The organism is Chryseobacterium sp. VD8, from assembly GCF_037149975.1.
Classification (GTDB): domain Bacteria; phylum Bacteroidota; class Bacteroidia; order Flavobacteriales; family Weeksellaceae; genus Chryseobacterium; species Chryseobacterium indicum.
In genome coordinates, this window is record NZ_JBBCQL010000076.1 from 1 (window position 1) to 17,537 (window position 17,537).

The window sequence follows — 17,537 nt, forward strand, 5'->3', positions numbered from 1 at the left end:
TGATAAAAAGAGAATTTACAGCAAGATAAATACAGACCAGACTGTAGGTTTTCAGTTTTTCTGATATTGGGATATTTGAAAATGCAGCTTCCATGAAGAATATTAGTTTTAAGAATTTCCTTCATTATAAGGCAGTCTGTTCATAATCGATCTTCCCAGAGAAATTTCATCTGCGTATTCCAGCTCATCTCCTACAGAAATTCCTCTTGCTATGCTGGAAAAGTTTACCTCAAAATTTTTAAACTTTTTGTAAATATAATATGCTGTGGTATCCCCTTCCATCGTTGCGCTTAAAGCAAAAATAAACTCCTTCACTTTTCCGTCATTCAGTTTTTTTTCGATACTCGGAATGTTCAACTGATTAGGTCCTACTCCTTCCATCGGAGAAATTTTACCCCCCAGAATTAGATATTTCCCTGTATATTTTCCTGTATTTTCAATAGCAATTACATCGCGTACATCTTCCACAATACAGATGACCTCGTCATTTCGCTTCTCGTTGCTGCAGATTTCACAAATTTCAAAATCCGAAAAATTGTGACATTCTTTACAGTATTTTATTTCGTTCACGAGGTTAATGAGGGAATTTCCAAGGCTTGTTGCTCTGGAATTGGGCTGTTTCAATAAATGTAACGCCAGACGCAAAGCTGTTTTTCTTCCGATACCGGGCAATCCGGCAATTTCATCCACTGCTTTCGCTAAAACTTTACTAGGGTAATCCATAAAACAAAAATAATGATAATTGTTGACAGTTTACCATCCGCTCATTTCTTGTTTGGGATCTGAAAAATAAATTTTAATTCTTCTTAATAATCATCCTTTTTTCGTTCCGGTTTTCTGAGCTCAGATTAAAAACCTTATATTTGGTTCTCTAAATAATAACTTGAAAATAAAACTAAATGATTCTTAACAATTTAAACTATCCGCTGGATTTTAAATTCAAAATTTCTACACTGGCAAGTGATTTTAATATTACAGACAAAAACGGAAATTACGTCGCTTATGTGCGTCAGAAAATGTTCAAACTGAAAGAAGATGTAATCATCTTTAATGACGAAAGTAAATCTAAAGAACTTTTCAGAATCAAAGCCGATCGATGGCTTGATTTCAATGCCTCTTATTCTTTAACTGAAATAGCGACCGGAAGAAGCTTCGGAAGACTGGCAAGAAAAGGGATGCGTTCTTTCTGGAAATCTACTTATAACATTCTGGACAGTAATGATAAAGAACGCTTTACCATCACAGAAGACAATGCATGGACAAAGTTTCTGGACGGAATGGTAAGCGAAATCCCTGTGATCGGTATGTTTACCGGATATTTCCTAAACCCTTCTTACACCGTAGCCGGAATGGACGGAAAAGCGTACTTTAAACTGAAAAAAATGCCGTCTTTCTTCGGAAGAAGATTTCAATTGGACAGACTGGTTGATATTGATGACGAAGAAGAAAGTCTCGTAATTCTTTCATTGCTTATGATGACGCTGCTTGAAAGAGCGAGAGGATAACATCAAAATTTACCCGATTTTTACCCGTGACAATTTCTTTTGATCTGGACGATACCGTTATTTCCCTTCAAAGATTTCCTTTGGAAAAAGAGACTTTTTGGGCTAAAATTATCGGTTGCGAAAGGATTCGATCCGGAACAGTTGCCTTGTTTAAAGCACTAAGAGACAGAAAACATACAATTTATATTTATACAACTTCTTACAGGAGTACTTTAAAAATTAAGCTGATGTTTCTATCTTACAGTATTCCGGTTGATTTTATTATCAATCAGCAAATGCATAACAAAAAAGTAAGAAAGAAAGGCAAAAATGTCTCTAAATTCCCTCCGGAATTTGGCATAGATATTCATATTGATGATTCTGCCGGAGTTGAAATGGAAGGAAAAAAATTCGGATTTAAAACCATTATCATTTCACCGGATGAAACAGACTGGACTAGCATCATTTTGAAAAAAATCGATGAATTCGGAATGAAATATGAATGATTTTAAAAAGCTAAATTTTATCAAAAAATCAATACATTAAATTTTCCTTACCTTTAAGTTTCGAAAATTTAGGTTAAATTAAATAATACACGATGAAATATGTAATCATTTTCTTTTCGGCTTTCCTTCTGGTTGCCTGTAAAAAGGATAAAGAAACAGTTTCCAATTCGGTAAAAACAGATTCTGTAACGGTAGTTCAGGATTCTGTAACAACAGATGCACAGAAAACAGGTATTGCCGTTGATCCATTTCCTTTTCCAAAAGAAATTAAGGAATGTTCATGCTATTTTGCAAAAAGCAAGTCGGATTTTGAAAACGAAAAGTACATTTATGCAGATGATGCCGGAAAAACAGCCTATATGAAGCTGGACGGAAAAAGACTGGCAATGAGTCTGATCTCTTCAAGTGATATGGAAGTAGATGAAGAGCTGAGTAAGGAAATTGAAAGCAACGACTATAAAATCTCAGTAAAAGGTAAAAAAATAAAAGGCGAAGAAGCTTTGCTTTTTGAAGGTACGCTTACGATTGAAAAACCGGACGGAACGGTTGTCACCCTACCTGTTTACGGAGAATGCGGATGCTAAAAATCTGCCTGAAACAATAAAAAAGAATGCTTCTGAATGATCGGGAGCATTTTTTATTTCGTAATTTTGATAAAAATAAATTTCATGGAGCTATCTCACATAGAACCGCAGATTATCTGGAAAAATTTCTCCAAATTGAATGCGGTTCCAAGACCCTCAAAAAAAGAAGAAAAAGTAATTGCTTTCATCAAAGAATTCGGTGAAAAACTAGGACTGGAAACCACCGTTGATGAAGTAGGAAATGTAATCATCAAAAAACCGGCAACAGCGGGAATGGAAAACCGTAAATCTGTGGTTTTGCAATCGCATCTGGATATGGTTTGCCAAAAAAACAATGATGTAAATTTTGATTTTGAAACAGAAGGAATCAAAATGGAAATCGATGGAGACTGGGTAAAAGCAAAAGGAACCACCTTGGGAGCCGACAATGGTTTAGGAGTAGCAACAATCATGTCTATTCTGGAAAGTTCAGATATTCCGCACCCTGCTTTGGAAGCTCTTTTTACCATTGATGAAGAAACAGGAATGACGGGAGCTTTAGGTCTGAAACCGGGACAGTTAACCGGAGATATCCTTCTGAATCTTGATACCGAAGAAGATGACGAAATCGATATCGGCTGCGCCGGAGGAATTGATGTTACCATTTCTCAAAACTACGAAACCGAAGACGCAAAAGGACAAATCGTGAGATTCGAAGTGAAAGGACTTCAAGGAGGGCATTCCGGAATGGATATTCACAAAGGCTTCGGAAATGCAAATGTTATTTTGGGAAGACTTCTTTATAAAGCTTTGGAAAAAGAAAACATTCAGCTGATTTCTATTGACGGAGGCGGACTGAGAAATGCCATCCCGAGAGAAGCCGTTGCTGTTGCTTCCGTAAGAAATGCTCAGGAATTTATCGAAGAAGTGACAAATGGTCTTAAAAAAGAAATTTTAGACGAGTTTGCAAGCATTGAAGCCGGTCTTCAGATCAATATTGAAAACACGACAACTTCAGAGAAAGCGATTTCGGAAGCAGATTCCAGAAAGATTATTTTAACGTTGAAATCTCTTCATAACGGAGTGTACAGAATGAGTCCGGATGTAAAAGATCTGGTAGAATCTTCCAACAACGTCGCAAGAGTTGAATTAAAAGACGGTGCATTAAAAATTTTAAATCTTTCCAGATCATCAGTAGAATCATCTAAAGATTCAGTGGCAGAACAGTTAAAATCGGTTGCTGAACTTGCCGGAATGAATACCGTTTTTAGCGGTTCTTATCCGGGATGGAAACCAAAACCGGGATCAGAAATCGTTCAGTTGATGGAAAAGATCTACGTTGATAAATTTAGCGAAAAACCTCACGTTGTAGCCTGTCATGCAGGTCTGGAATGCGGAATCATCGGAGCCAATTATCCTGAAATGGAAATGGTAAGTTTCGGACCCACCATTCGCGGCGCACACTCTCCGGATGAAAAGGCAAATATTCCTTCAGCACAGAAATTCTGGAGTTTCCTGAAAGATATTTTAGCGAATATTCCTCAGAAATAAAATTGTAAAATTGCTATATTGAATATCCAAAGTCGTTTTGATTTTGGATATTTTTTGTTCCCAATCTTTCTCAATTGTTATCAAAAAGTTATACCTTTGAATAAACAATCCATAGTATGAACATACAGACACTCAATGAAAAACTTGAATTAATTCAATGGCTGTCAACATTGGAGGATGCTTCTGTTATCAAAAAACTGATTCAATTCAGGAAAGAGGAGACTAAAGACTGGTGGAGTTTAATTTCGGAAGAAGAAAAAGAATCAATTGAAAAAGGAATTTCTGAAGCGGATAATAATGAACTAAAATCTCATTCTGAAGCCAGAAAGTTATATGGAAAATGGTTATAATATTCTCTGGACCCCAAATGCTTTAGAGGAATTAGAACAGACAATAGAATATCTTCAACTTCATTTTACGGATAAAGAAATTAAAAAGCTTGTTCAAAAAATTGAAAGTTTAATTGAAATTATATCTCAAAATCCTTTCATATTTCCCATATCCGAAAGCAAAAATATTCACAAACTGGTTATTCTGGAATTTAACACCATGTATTACCGCGTAAACAATGGCAGCGTGGAAATTTTATCATTCTTTTCAAACAGACAGTCCCCTCAAAAAAGAAAAATTTAATTCAGTTTTTTTAATTGTTAATCATGAAAAGCATCACCGTATTCTGCGGATCCAGCTTCGGTTCTGCATCTATTTACAAAGAACAGGCAGCTTTGCTTGGTGAAACTCTGGCAAAACAAAAAATTCAGCTTATTTACGGCGGCGCAGATGTTGGTTTAATGGGCGCTGTTGCAGACGGAGCACTGAATGAAAGCGGAAAAGTAACCGGCGTCCTTCCCCGCTTTTTACAATCCAAAGAAATTGCTCACAAACAATTGACAGAATTAATTCTGGTGGAAACCATGCATGAGCGAAAAACCAAAATGAATGAACTTTGCGACGGCGTTATTGTTCTTCCGGGAGGTTACGGAACAATGGAAGAATTTTTTGAAATGATAACCTGGGCGCAACTGGGACTTCATAAAAAACCGATTGGAATTTTAAACATCAACGGATTTTATGACGATCTGATCAGGCTTGTGGAAACAATGGTGGAAAAAGGATTTTTAAAGCAGATTAACCGTGAGATGCTTTTAATCTGTGAAAATATTGAAGAATTACTGGAAATGATGAAAAATTATCAGGCTCCGAATGTTGGAAAATGGATTTCGAGGGAGGAAGTTTAGTATATTTACATTACAGACTTTTAATTGTCTAAAAAATTCAACCATGAAAAGTATATTTCTTTCAGCAGGATTATTTCTAAGTCAGATAATATCTGCGCAATACCAATATCCGTCAACTCCTGAAAAAGCGGTGGTGGATGATTATTTTGGTACAAAAATCACAGATCATTACAGATGGCTGGAAGACACCAAAAATCCGGAAGTAAAAAAATGGTTCAAATCTCAGTCTGATTTCAGCCATACCGTGATTGATAAAATTCCGCACCGTGAAGATCTTTACAGACGCATGAAAGAAGTACAGGAAATGAACGGTGATTCTTTCGACGTCATCTATCAAAGAGGAAACACCTATTTCTACACAAAGACTAAAAAAAGCGAAAATCTTTCTAAGCTTTATTCAAGAGATCTTGCAACAGGAAAAGAATCGCTGATTTTTGATCCTGAAACGCTTGGCAAAAATACACAAATCACCAATTTTGTACTTGACTCGAAAGCGGGGAAAATTGCCATTTTACTATCAAAAGCAGGGGGAGAAATCTGCGATTTAAGAATTTTTGATCTATCCACAAAGAAATTTTTAAAGGATGAAATCGGTCCTATCTGGAGTGAATTTGCTTTTGAATTTACGCCCGATGATAAAGCTATTCTTTATACAAAAATGAGTACCGCAGATCCAAGCAGCAATATGCTTCTAAAAGACATGAAAGCGATGCTTCATGTGATTGGAACCGACACAAAAGCTGACAAGGTCTTAGCATCCAGAGAAGATTATCCGGAACTGAATGCTTTAACAGAACAGTTTCCTTCAATTTATTTTACCGATGACTATAAAAATATTGTTTTAAGATTAAGTTCTGTAAAATCTGAAAGTCCGATATTTGTTGCACCTTTTTCTGAATTAAAAAATAAAAAAATAAACTGGAAACAAATCGTAAAACCATCAGACGATATTACTGATGTATTTATTTCCGGCGACAAATTATTTCTACTGACTCATAAAGATGCACCCAATTATAAAATTACTCTCACAAGCTTATCAAATCCTGCCCCTGATAAAGCTAAAACTGTAGTTCCGGAAAGTAAGGATAAAGTAATCATAAGCATTCATAATTCTAAAAACTATCTTTATTACTCTTTAGGAGATGGTATTGTAAGAGATAAATATCAGGTAAATATAAATACGCTTGCCGGAAAGAAAATTGATTTTCCAACCGGGGTTAACAGTTCATTATCTCTCAACCAAAGAGAAAATGACAACATATTCTGTAACAACGTTAACTGGCTGACTCCATTAACGACCTACGAATACAACCCTGAAAAAGAAGATATCGTAAAAAGTAAATACCTTAATTCAGAAACAAAATATCCGGATTACAGCACACTTTACAACGTAAAAGAGGTGGAAGTAAAAAGCCACGACGGCGTTATGGTTCCGCTATCTGTTATTTATCCTAAAAATATAAAAATGGATGGCAGTAATCCTGCTTATATTACAGGTTATGGCGGTTATGGATTTTCATATGAGCCCCGTTTCTCAACAAGACTTTCCGTGCTTTTGGAACAGGGCGTCGTATTGGCAATAGCCCACGTAAGAGGAGGAGGTGAAAAAGGTGAAAACTGGCATAAAGACGGTATGAAGGCAAAAAAACCGAATACATGGAAAGATTTTATTGCATGTTCTGAATATCTGATCTCCCAAAAATACACCTCATCTTCAAAACTCATTGGGAATGGTGTAAGTATGGGCGGAGTACTCATTGGAAGAGCCATTACGGAAAGACCTGATCTATTTGCCGTTGCTATTGCAGAAGTAGGAATGACCAATGCCATCCGTTCTGAGATTACACCGAATGGTCCTAATCAAATTCCGGAAATAGGAACTTTAAAAGATGAAGAAGACACTAAAAACCTCCTTGAAATGGATGCCCAGAGTAAAGTAAAAGCTGGAATAAAATACCCCGCTGTAATTATCCGCACCGGAATGAACGACTCCAGAGTTGAACCTTGGGAACCCGGAAAATTTGCAGCCATATTGCAAAAAAATTCCGGTTCAGGAAAACCTGTTTTGCTGTATGTAAATTATGAAAACGGACATTTCACCAGTGATTTTGACGTTGTTTTTAAAGAATATGCCGATATTTATTCGTTTGCTTTATGGCAGGTGGGGCATCCAAAATTTCAGCCTGTAAAGTAAAAATCTAAAGCATACGAAAATCAGGCAAAACAGAATTTCAAAATTCAGGCTATAAAAAAATGTAAATGAGCTTTATTAAAAAATAATCAGAATGAAGCTGCTTTCCTGTATGCAGAAGGCGTTATTCCTTTTTTATTAAAAAAAACTCTGTTAAAATAGCTTAGACTTTCAAATCCGCACTCAAAAGAAATTTGGCTGACAGAATTTTCTGTTTGGGTCAACAACCGGCAGACTTCATTTATTCTGATTTCATTTAAATAATCAGAATACGTTTTCCCTGTTGCCTTCTTGAAGAATTTACAGAAATTGCTTTCAGTCATATAAACCAGTTCAGCAACCTGCTTCAGAGTGATCTTGGTATAAAAATTATTCTGAATAAAGAGGCAGACTTTATTGATTCTGAGTTCGCTCTTTTTCGAAACTACATGATGAAAAGTGTCAGAAGCAATTATCCGATACTCCATTTCTGACAAATCATTCAAAATTGAAATCAGCTTCATAATTCTCTCAACCCCCTGATTTTCAGTTATACTTATCAGTTTTGAAATTAAATTTTCATGCGCGGAAAAACTAAGCCCTCTGGATGAAATTTCAAGCATCTTTTTAATTGCCCTACATTCATCCAGTTCCAAAAAGGAAGCAAGAATTTCTTTAGAAAACTGAACGACGATAGCTTCCGAAGAGAGATCAGCCTTTAATTTTCCGGACCATGTATGCGGCAGATTACCTCCCAATAAAACCAGATCGCCATCACTAAAATATTCGTAGGTATTTCCTACAATCCTGTGCCCTTTTCCTTTTAAAATATACGTTAATTCATATTCAGGATGATAATGCCATTTAAATTCAAAAACAGATGTCTGAAAACGGTATGCATAAAAACTTGAATTTCCTTTATTTAATTTAATATTTTCCAGAATGGCTTTCACAGATAATATTGACTTATAGTATTAATATTTTACAAAAATAATTCAATATAATATCAGAATAAAACAATTTAACATTAATTCCTACAATTCTTAATTAATATTTTTGAAAGGAATAATACCGGAATACATTATGAGAATAAAAATATTCGCAATAATCATTACAGCAGTAATAAACATACAGAATCTATCCGCTCAGAAAAACTCAGGTTTTGTAAATGTTTTTATCGGAACGGACGGCACCGGACATACCTTTCCCGGTCCTTCAATGCCTTTCGGAATGGTACAGCCCGGTCCGGACAACAAAGATTCCGGCTGGAACCACACAAGCGGATATCAATATAAAGATACTTTGCTGATGGGATTTTCACAAACCCGTTTCAGCGGGACAGGTATTAATGAAATGGGAGATATTTTGCTGCTTCCGATTAATCCCAAAAAGGAAAAACTGAAAAATTTATATAAAAAAGAAACTGAGAAAGGCAAAGTCGGCTATTACTCCCTTATTAAAAAAGATGATGTAAAAGTAGAACTTACCTGCTCGGAAAGAGTGGCTTTTCATCAATATACTTTTCCTGAAACTGAAGGGCAGGTTTTGGTAGATCTGCAGCATGGCTTGCGTTTTGTGTTTGATGAAGCCAACCAAAAGAATCTGGTAGTAAAAAGTGATATAAACATTGAAAACAATAATACGATTTCCGGATATTGCACAACCCAAAACTGGGTAAACCGAACTTACTTTTTCACTATTACTTTTGATCAGTCCTTTACAAAAAGTAAATTTTTAAATAAAAACAGCAATGATAAAGCACCGAAGTATCTTCTAGACTTTGACCTTCGAAATGATAAAACATTAAAGGTTAAAATTGCGCTGTCCTCAGTATCTGTAGAAGGTGCAAAACGTAATCTGAATGCTGAAATTCCGCACTGGGACTTTAACAAGGTGTATGAAAAAAATATTGCTTCATGGGATAATTATTTAAACAGAATACAAATCGAAGCAAATAGTAAGAAGAAGGAAATATTTTACACTTCCATGTATCATCTGCTATTGCAGCCTTCTAATATCGCAGATGTGGACGGACAATACCGCGGCTCGGATGATAAAATTGCCATTTCACATCAGAAAGAATATTATTCAACACTTTCCAATTGGGACATTTATCGCGGGGCTTTCCCTTTGCTGCAAATTGTAGCACCGGAAAAAATTAACGGAATCATTCAGACTATGCTTACTCATCATCAACACAAAGGTTTTTTACCAATATGGACTGCATGGGGACAAGATAACTACTGCATGATCGGTAATCATGCTATCCCAATGATTTTATCTGCCTACAATAATGGTTTCAGAGGATTTAATGCTGAAAAAGCACTTGAGGCAATGGTTGAAACATCTACAAAACCGCATATAAATTCCGATTGGGAATTATACAACCGATATGGTTATTATCCTTTTGATAAATTAGATAATGAATCTGTTTCTCGTACGCTGGAAAGCACTTACGATGACTGGTGTGTAGCGGATATGGCTAAAAAACTTAAAAAAGATGAAATTGCTGCAACTTTTTCTCAACGAGCCCATTACTACCATAATCTTTTTGATACTGAAACTACATTTTTCAGAGGAAAAGACAGCAAGGGAAATTGGCGCACCCCTTTTAATCCGTTAACTGCGACTTCACCACTGAATAATCCGGGGGATTATACTGAAGCCAATGCGTGGCAATATTTCTGGACTCCCGCACAATTTGATATTCAGGGCTTAACTTCACTTTTAGGAGGTAAGAAAAAATTGACAGCAAAACTGAATGAATTCTTTACGACAAATACTCCGAATCCCGATAAGTTTCTTGGTCAGGAAGCGATGATCGGGCAATATGCGCACGGAAATGAACCCAGTCATCACGTTATTTATTTATATGCATTCAGTAACGAACCTGAAAAAGGGCAAAGCTATATTCATCATGTAATTAACGAATTTCACAATAATACTCCCGATGGTATGATTGGTAATGACGATTGCGGACAGATGAGTGCCTGGTATATTCTATCCACTTTGGGATTCTATCCCGTAAATCCTGCAAGCGGAGAGTTTGTATTCGGAAGCCCACAAATTAAAAAAGCAAAACTGCTTTTACCGGGAAACAAAATATTTACCGTAGAAGCTCATAATTTTTCCGAAGAAAACATTTATAATGACATTCGATTATTAAACGGAAAAAAAATAGATAAACATTATATTACCTTTCAGGAAATCATCAATGGAGGTAATTTAACTTTTGAAATGACAAAAAAATGAAAATAAAATTAATATTCCTCTTATTATTCGCCATGTACTTAAATGCACAGCAAATCTCGGAAAAGTTTATTCCTTTGCCATTTGGCAGCGTAAAACCAACAGGCTGGCTTCAAGCGCAAATGCAAAAAGATATTGATGGTTTTGTTGGTAATCTGGATGTAATAGTTCCGGAATTAATGAATGATCCTATTTATGGGAAAGGCAGACTACAGAAGCATTCCAAAGCAAAAGATCTCGGAAATCTGAAATCCGGCGACGCCGAAGGTGACGATCAGTATAAATGGTGGAACAGCGAGACACAATCGAACTGGTGGGATGGCTATCTTCGAAATGCAATCTTATTGAATGATAAAAACGGGACGGAGAAGATAAGAAAATATGTCGAAAATATTCTCGCCACTCAGGATGAAGACGGATATTTAGGAATTTATGATAAAGATCTGCGCTATCAATTTAAATCTGAAAACGGAGAGTTATGGTCCAAAGCAACCTTATACAGAGGTCTTTTGGCATATTATGAAGCTACAAAAGATGAAAAAGTCTTTAAAGCGGTAGAAAAAGCGGTAGAAAATGTTATGCAGAATTATCCCATTTATGCATCAAGCCCGTTCAGTTCAGGAGAAACCTTTAATGGAGGTGTATCTCACGGATTAACCTTTACTGATGTCTTGGAACGAATGTATTTTTATACAAAAGACGAGAAATACAGAGCTTATTCTTTGTTTTTATACAATGATTTTTCCAATACTTATCAATCTGAAGAAGATGCTCAGTTAAAGAATATATTTAATATTAATTATCGTTTAAAATCTCACGGAGTGCATACTTTTGAACATCTCAGAGCCTTAATCATTGCAACATATGCTGCTCAGAATAGAGATTTTGATAAAGCTTTGGCCACTTATCTTGACAGAATAAATAAAGTTACGACAATAAGCGGCGGTGCGGTTGGTGATGAATGGATTGCTGAGAGAAATGCAGATGCCACCCATACCGGATATGAATACTGCTCTTTACAGGAACTATTGGATAGTTATAATCTGCTCTTTCAGAAGACGGGTTCCGCAGACATCGGAGATAAAATTGAAAACACTTTTTACAATGCCGCGCAAGGTTCCAGAAACCCCAATCATTCCTGCATAGCATATTTAAAAACAGATAATTCTTTTGAAATGTCAGGCACCAAAAACGGAGAAACTGAACCCGGCAGAAAACAAACCCGATATAAATATTCACCTGCACATCAAGATGTTGCGGTGTGCTGTAATCCTAATGCAGGAAGAATCTCTCCATATTTTGTACAAAACTCGTGGATGAAAGAAAATGAAACAACTTTTGTAGCTGCACTTTTAATGCCTAATATTTTAGTTACATCTGCTGCCGGTAATAGTATACAGATCGAAAATATTACGGATTATCCCTATCAAAATCATTTTAAGTTTAAAATTACCCAAACAAAAACTTCAAAATTTACCTTAAAAATCAGAAAACCAAACTGGGTACAAAAAGTAAATACAAATGAGAAATTCCAAATTGAAAATGGTTTCATTGTCATCAATAGAGAATTTTCTACCAACGATTATGTAGACCTTTCTTTTGAAGCAAGAGTAGAAATTAAAACAGATCCTGCAAATGCCCGTTATTTTACTTTTGGAGCGTTGCTGTATGCTTTACCGATAGACTCAAAAGAAATTTCAGGCAGAAATTACTTCGGTACTTTTAAAGATTTTACTTATGAACCAAAAAGTAACATCAGATATACATTTAAAAATAATGTAAAAACAAAATATGAGCAGGGAAAAATATACACAGAACTCATAAACCAAAACAATAATAAACCCGAAAAAGTGGAACTTATCCCTTTTGGAAAAACAATATTGAGACAGGTTACCTTTTAAAAGTTTATTTTAGCACATTGACAAAACAAAACCTCCCGAAGAAAATCTTCGGGAGGCTTTTATTTTATGGTTAATTAAAATCTTTCTAAGGATAAGGAGCAATCTCTACTTCCAGACCTTCCATTTCTGGAACAATATGCAGCTGACAACCCAGTCTGCTGTTTTCCTGTACATGGAAAGCTTCACCCAACATGGCATCTTCTTCTGCGCCCATTTCGTCCAGTCCCGGATCGTTGGTTACATAAACCTGACATGAAGCACACATTGCCATTCCTCCGCAAACTCCGATGGTTCCTTCTTCCGCCAGTTCATAAGAACGGATGATTTCCATCAGATTCATGGACATATCCGTTGGCGCAACAACATCGTGTGTAACTCCTTCCCTATCGGTAATTTTTATATTAATATCGCTCATCTTTTGTTGATCGTTAATAGTTGATTGTTAATGGTAATTGATATTCAACAACAGACAACAAAATTAGTCAATTTTTTTCACAACTGCCTTTTCAGCCTCTTTTCTGCTTCCGTCGAAACCATCTACTCCGCTTACCGTTGTATATTTCAGAACGAATTTTTTACCCGGATTCAGTCTGTTGTAAACACTCTGACACATTAAAGTAGCTTCATGGAATCCGCAAAGAATCAGCTTTAATTTTCCCGGATAAGTATTGATATCTCCGATCGCATAAATTCCGTCAATATTCGTCTGATAATCCAAAGCATTGTTTACAACGATCGCATTTTTCTCGATATTCAGTCCCCAGTTTCCGATTTCTCCTAACTTTGGTGTTAAACCAAATAACGGAATAAAATAATCTGTTTCAATATCGTAAGGATCCTGTCCGTCAATAGCAACCGTAATCGCTTCTACTTTTCCGTCACCTTTAATCGCTGTAACTTCTGCAGGAGTAATTAATTTAATCTTACCCTGATTTTTAAGATCCTGAACTTTTTCTACAGAATCCAAAGCGCCACGGAATTCATTTCTTCTGTGGATCAGAGTAACTTCACTTGCCACATTTGATAAGAAAATACTCCAGTCCAGTGCAGAATCTCCTCCTCCGGCAATAACTACTTTTTTATTTCTGAAATGTTCAGGTTCTTTTACGAAATACTCAAGGCCTTTTTCCTCGTAGTCGGCTACATTTTCAATCGTAGGCTTTCTCGGCTCAAAAGTTCCAAGACCTCCTGCGATGGCAATTGCTTTCGCTCTGTGAACCGTTCCTTTGTTGGTAATCACTTCAAACCACTCATCATCCACTTTTGTGTAAGAAACCGCTGTTTCTCCCAAAGTGAATCCCGGCTGAAACTGCTTGATCTGCTCCATTAAATTATCCACAAGTTCCCCCGCATTTACAGAAGGATATCCCGGAATATCGAAAATAGGCTTTTTAGGATAAAGCTCAGCCAACTGTCCTCCCGGTTGAGGAAGTGCATCAATAATATGGCACTTCATTTTTAATAAACCTGCTTCAAATACAGCAAAAAGTCCTGTGGGACCGGCTCCTATGATCAATATATCCGTCGTTATCATAATTATAAGATAATTTAATTATACTTGTGAGCGCAAATTTACTAATTTTAATGCGAAGCATATTTAATTCAGTCTAAATAAAAAACTGAGATTTGTCAAATATATTTCATATTTCAAAGTTATTGAATTTGGCAGTGTTTTTGTAAAATTTAAATTATGAAGAAATTTTTAAGTATTATTTCGATATTTGTATTCATTCTGGGATTTGGACAGATTGATAATATTGCAGACGGAGAGTCTATTACGCTGAGAATCCATTACGGATTTCTGAATGCCGGTACCGCTAATCTTACGGCACAGAAAACCACTTTCAAAGGCGCTCCTCACCTTCATGTAAGAGGAACGGGACAGACAACGGGAGCCGTAAGAGCGTTCTTTAAGGTAGAAGATTTTTATGAAAGCTATATTAATATGCAGACTGAACTTCCTAGCTTTTACGTAAGAAATGTGCGGGAAGGAAGCTACAGACAACATCTGGAAACTACTTTTAATCACGACAACAATACATTGGTTTTAACGGATAAGAAAACGCCGGCAAACGGATCGAAAGTGATAAAATCTGTAAAAGGAGTTCAGGATATGCTTTCGTGCTTCTACTATTTAAGAAGTAAAACTGCCGCTGAACTGAAAACCGGAACAGTAATCAACATGAATGTCTGGATTGATGATGAAATGTTTCCTTTTCAGCTAAAAGTAGTGGGAACTGAAAATCTGGATACCAAATTCGGGACAATTAACTGTTTAAAAATTATTCCGTCTGTGAAAAGCGGAAGGGTTTTTAAAGAGAAAGAAGGAGTAACGATGTGGGTTTCCAACGACGCCAATCACATTCCTATTTTATTAAAAGCCGAATTGGCAGTCGGATCCTTAAAAGCAAGTATCGACGGATATAAAAATGTAAAATATCCCCTAAAGTTTACAAATTAAAACATCGTAACTCACTAGAAATAAAGTGTCTGCAAAATTTGCAGACACTTTTTCGTTTTGTCATGTAATACATCTCAGATTTCGGTTGTCTTCTTTAAAACATTAAGAACTGAAATATGAAAACTTATATACTGACAATTTGCTTTATTTTATCTTCTCTATTCACCTATTCTCAGAAAAAGGAAGATGTACAGATTGTCAGAAAAAACATCGTCATCACAAAAACCTCATCATCGCCCAAAATTGACGGAATTCTGGATGATGCAGAATGGCGGAATGCTCCTGTTGCTACCGGTTTTATAGAAAGACAGCCCAACAACGGAAAACTTCAGGCAGATTCTATCAGAACGGAAGTCAGAATTTTATATGATGATACAGGAATTTACTTCGGAGCGCAGATGTACGATCCTACTCCTCAGAAAATTGCCAAAGAGCTCACTGAAAGAGACGGCGTAGGAAATGATGATTTCTTCGGAGTTACTTTAAACGGATACAACGACAAACAGCAGAGTCTGGAATTTATGGTAACCGCAGCCGGCGTTCAGTTTGATGCAAAAATTACGACGGACGGAGAAGATGATACATGGAATTCTATCTGGTACAGCGGCGCAAAAATCAACGAAAAAGGATGGGCGGTAGAAATGAAAATTCCATATTCAGAGTTAAGATTTCCGAAAAACAATGTGCAGGAATGGGGAATGAATATGTTCCGAAGAATTCAGAGGATTAAAGCTTCGTATGACTGGAATTTTGTGGATAATGCTAAAAATTCTTATACTTTGTTTGATGGTGTTTTAAAGGGAATCGAAAATATCAATCCTCCTACCCGATTGTCTTTTACGCCTTATTTTTCAACATATGTGAACAGCTTCGACGGAAAAACCACCGCCAATGTTAACGGCGGAATGGATGTGAAATATGGGATTAATGACGCCTTTACATTCGATATGACTTTGATTCCTGATTTTGGACAGGCAAATTTTGATAATTCAATTCTGAATTTAACGCCATTTGAACAACAGTTTTCCGAGCAGAGAACGTTCTTTACCGAAGGAACCGAACTATTCAGTAAAGGCGGAATGTTTTATTCAAGAAGAGTCGGCGGACAGCCTTCGAGATATCCGACAACGAATGACAATGAAGAAGTAACGGAATATCCTTCAAAAGTAAAATTATTCAATGCTTTTAAAATTTCGGGAAGAACAAAAAAAGGATTGGGAATCGGCTTTTTTAATGGGATAACACAAAAAATGGAAGCCACCATTCTAAACCACGAAACCGGAGAAGTGAGAAGAGAGGTGGTAGAACCGTGGACGAATTACAATGTTCTGGTTTTTGATCAGCGATTCAACGGAAATTCTTCTGTTTCTTTGGTAAATACCAATGTTACCAGAGACGGAGATTTCCGCGATGCCAATGCAACGGGAATTCTCTGGGACATCAACAATAAAAAAAATACCTACAATACTTTCGGAAGTTTAAAAGGAAGCTGGGTGATGGATGGTGAAACCAAATTCGGAACTAAAGGTGAACTCGGCTTCGCAAAAATTTCAGGCAAAAACCGTTTCAACATTAATGGAAATGTAACCACAAAAGACTGGGACATTAATGATGTAGGATTTTCTACAAGAACCAATTTCGGAAATTACAACGCGTGGTACGGTTACAGAATTTTGCAGCCTACGAAAACATTCAATAATATGTATCTGAATTTTAATCTGAACTACTATCACAGATTAGAACCGTTTATTTTTCAGAATCTGATTTTTAATAACAATAACAGTTTTACCGATAAAAATTTCAGGGTTTTCGGAGGAGGAATAGAATTTACCCCTTTTGCCCAGAATGATATTTACGAACCCAGAACTTTTGGGAGACATCTGAAAGTTCCCAAATACTTCGATTCATGGATCTGGTTTGAAAGCGACAGCAGAAAAAAGTTACAGCTTAATTTCACTTTCGATTATTATGCGTACGATGAAAAAGGAAGAAATCAGGTTCTTACCAATTTCGGACTTCGTTACCGTTTTTCAGACAAATTTAATGTAAACTGGAGTTTTAATCCGAGTTTCAGCAATAATGAAACAGGTTTTGCAGGGAAAAACAGTACTGATATTTTCATCGGAAGAAGGCAGCGAAATACCTATGAAAATGCACTGACTTCAAAGTATACCTTTAACGAAAAAATGGCTCTCACGCTAACTTTCAGACATTATTTTTCGGATGTTACGTATAAACAGTTTTACGCATTAAATCAGGATGGAAGTCTTACAGAAACCAATGCTTTTAATAAAAACCTGAACGGAACCTATAATGCATGGAATGTTGATCTGAGATTTTCGTGGTGGTTTGCTCCGGGAAGCCAGTTGACATTATTGTACAGAAATGCCACGTCCAATTATCTTGAATTTTCG

Annotated in this window: 16 protein-coding genes; 12 read left to right on the forward strand and 4 right to left on the reverse strand. The window is 36.2% G+C overall.

The genetic code is table 11. The features are described 5' to 3' along the window. Window positions 1–108: 108 nt before the first annotated feature. Window positions 109–723 carry a recombination mediator RecR gene (gene recR / locus WFK35_RS10480; protein WP_076395741.1) on the reverse strand — a complete coding sequence of 205 codons (615 nt, stop codon included), beginning with the start codon at window positions 721–723 and terminating at the stop codon, window positions 109–111. Between the two features lie 176 nt (window positions 724–899). On the opposite strand from recR, the gene WFK35_RS10485 reads away from it, so the two are divergent. The 8 genes from WFK35_RS10485 to WFK35_RS10520 all read left to right on the forward strand — a co-directional run bounded on the left by WFK35_RS10485 (window position 900) and on the right by WFK35_RS10520 (window position 7,536). Then, a complete protein-coding gene (locus WFK35_RS10485) occupies window positions 900–1,505 on the forward strand; it encodes a hypothetical protein (RefSeq protein ID WP_214588746.1) in 606 nt (201 codons plus the stop codon). A gap of 26 nt (window positions 1,506–1,531) precedes the next feature. Further along, entirely contained in the window at window positions 1,532–1,990 is a 459-nt protein-coding gene (locus tag WFK35_RS10490; RefSeq protein ID WP_336732602.1) for a hypothetical protein, read from the forward strand. 92 nt (window positions 1,991–2,082) lie between these two features. Further along, window positions 2,083–2,574 carry a hypothetical protein gene (locus WFK35_RS10495; RefSeq protein WP_336732603.1) on the forward strand — a complete coding sequence of 164 codons (492 nt, stop codon included), beginning with the start codon at window positions 2,083–2,085 and terminating at the stop codon, window positions 2,572–2,574. Window positions 2,575–2,658: 84 nt separating this feature from the next. Beyond that, entirely contained in the window at window positions 2,659–4,104 is a 1,446-nt protein-coding gene (locus WFK35_RS10500) for an aminoacyl-histidine dipeptidase (RefSeq protein ID WP_336732604.1), read from the forward strand. A 116-nt stretch (window positions 4,105–4,220) separates the two neighbouring features. After that, entirely contained in the window at window positions 4,221–4,454 is a 234-nt protein-coding gene (locus WFK35_RS10505) for a hypothetical protein (protein ID WP_336732605.1), read from the forward strand. Further along, window positions 4,438–4,737, forward strand: coding sequence for a type II toxin-antitoxin system RelE/ParE family toxin (locus WFK35_RS10510; protein WP_214588742.1), 300 nt, complete (start codon window positions 4,438–4,440; stop codon window positions 4,735–4,737). Before WFK35_RS10505 ends, WFK35_RS10510 begins: the two co-directional genes overlap by 17 nt. A 23-nt stretch (window positions 4,738–4,760) precedes the next feature. Next, window positions 4,761–5,342 (forward strand): TIGR00730 family Rossman fold protein, encoded by a 582-nt coding sequence (locus tag WFK35_RS10515; RefSeq protein ID WP_336732606.1) that lies wholly within the window; start codon window positions 4,761–4,763, stop codon window positions 5,340–5,342. Window positions 5,343–5,385: 43 nt separating this feature from the next. Next, window positions 5,386–7,536 (forward strand): prolyl oligopeptidase family serine peptidase, encoded by a 2,151-nt coding sequence (locus WFK35_RS10520; RefSeq protein ID WP_336732607.1) that lies wholly within the window; start codon window positions 5,386–5,388, stop codon window positions 7,534–7,536. A gap of 86 nt (window positions 7,537–7,622) precedes the next feature. Here the strand turns inward: WFK35_RS10520 and WFK35_RS10525 are convergent, their stop codons facing one another. After that, the gene (locus tag WFK35_RS10525; RefSeq protein ID WP_336732608.1) at window positions 7,623–8,465 is read right to left on the reverse strand and encodes an AraC family transcriptional regulator; all 843 of its coding nucleotides are present in this window, start codon (window positions 8,463–8,465) and stop codon (window positions 7,623–7,625) included. Window positions 8,466–8,568: 103 nt separating this feature from the next. Between WFK35_RS10525 and WFK35_RS10530 the strand changes: the two genes are divergently transcribed. Together WFK35_RS10530 and WFK35_RS10535 are read left to right on the forward strand one after the other, a co-directional pair. Further along, window positions 8,569–10,764: a GH92 family glycosyl hydrolase gene (locus WFK35_RS10530; RefSeq protein WP_336732609.1), complete on the forward strand. Its 2,196-nt coding sequence runs from the start codon at window positions 8,569–8,571 to the stop codon at window positions 10,762–10,764. After that, entirely contained in the window at window positions 10,761–12,662 is a 1,902-nt protein-coding gene (locus WFK35_RS10535; RefSeq protein WP_336732610.1) for a beta-L-arabinofuranosidase domain-containing protein, read from the forward strand. Before WFK35_RS10530 ends, WFK35_RS10535 begins: the two co-directional genes overlap by 4 nt. Before the next feature lie 85 nt (window positions 12,663–12,747). Here WFK35_RS10535 and WFK35_RS10540 read toward each other — a convergent pair whose 3' ends face one another. Together WFK35_RS10540 and WFK35_RS10545 are read right to left on the reverse strand one after the other, a co-directional pair. Then, window positions 12,748–13,077 carry a 2Fe-2S iron-sulfur cluster-binding protein gene (locus tag WFK35_RS10540; protein ID WP_087707626.1) on the reverse strand — a complete coding sequence of 110 codons (330 nt, stop codon included), beginning with the start codon at window positions 13,075–13,077 and terminating at the stop codon, window positions 12,748–12,750. Between the two features lie 63 nt (window positions 13,078–13,140). Next, the gene (locus tag WFK35_RS10545; RefSeq protein WP_087707623.1) at window positions 13,141–14,196 is read right to left on the reverse strand and encodes an NAD(P)/FAD-dependent oxidoreductase; all 1,056 of its coding nucleotides are present in this window, start codon (window positions 14,194–14,196) and stop codon (window positions 13,141–13,143) included. Window positions 14,197–14,352: 156 nt separating this feature from the next. Between WFK35_RS10545 and WFK35_RS10550 the strand changes: the two genes are divergently transcribed. Beyond that, window positions 14,353–15,123 carry a DUF3108 domain-containing protein gene (locus WFK35_RS10550; protein WP_336732611.1) on the forward strand — a complete coding sequence of 257 codons (771 nt, stop codon included), beginning with the start codon at window positions 14,353–14,355 and terminating at the stop codon, window positions 15,121–15,123. Window positions 15,124–15,239: 116 nt separating this feature from the next. Beyond that, a partial coding sequence (locus WFK35_RS10555; RefSeq protein WP_336732612.1) for a DUF5916 domain-containing protein occupies window positions 15,240–17,537 on the forward strand: 2,298 nt, incomplete at its 3' end.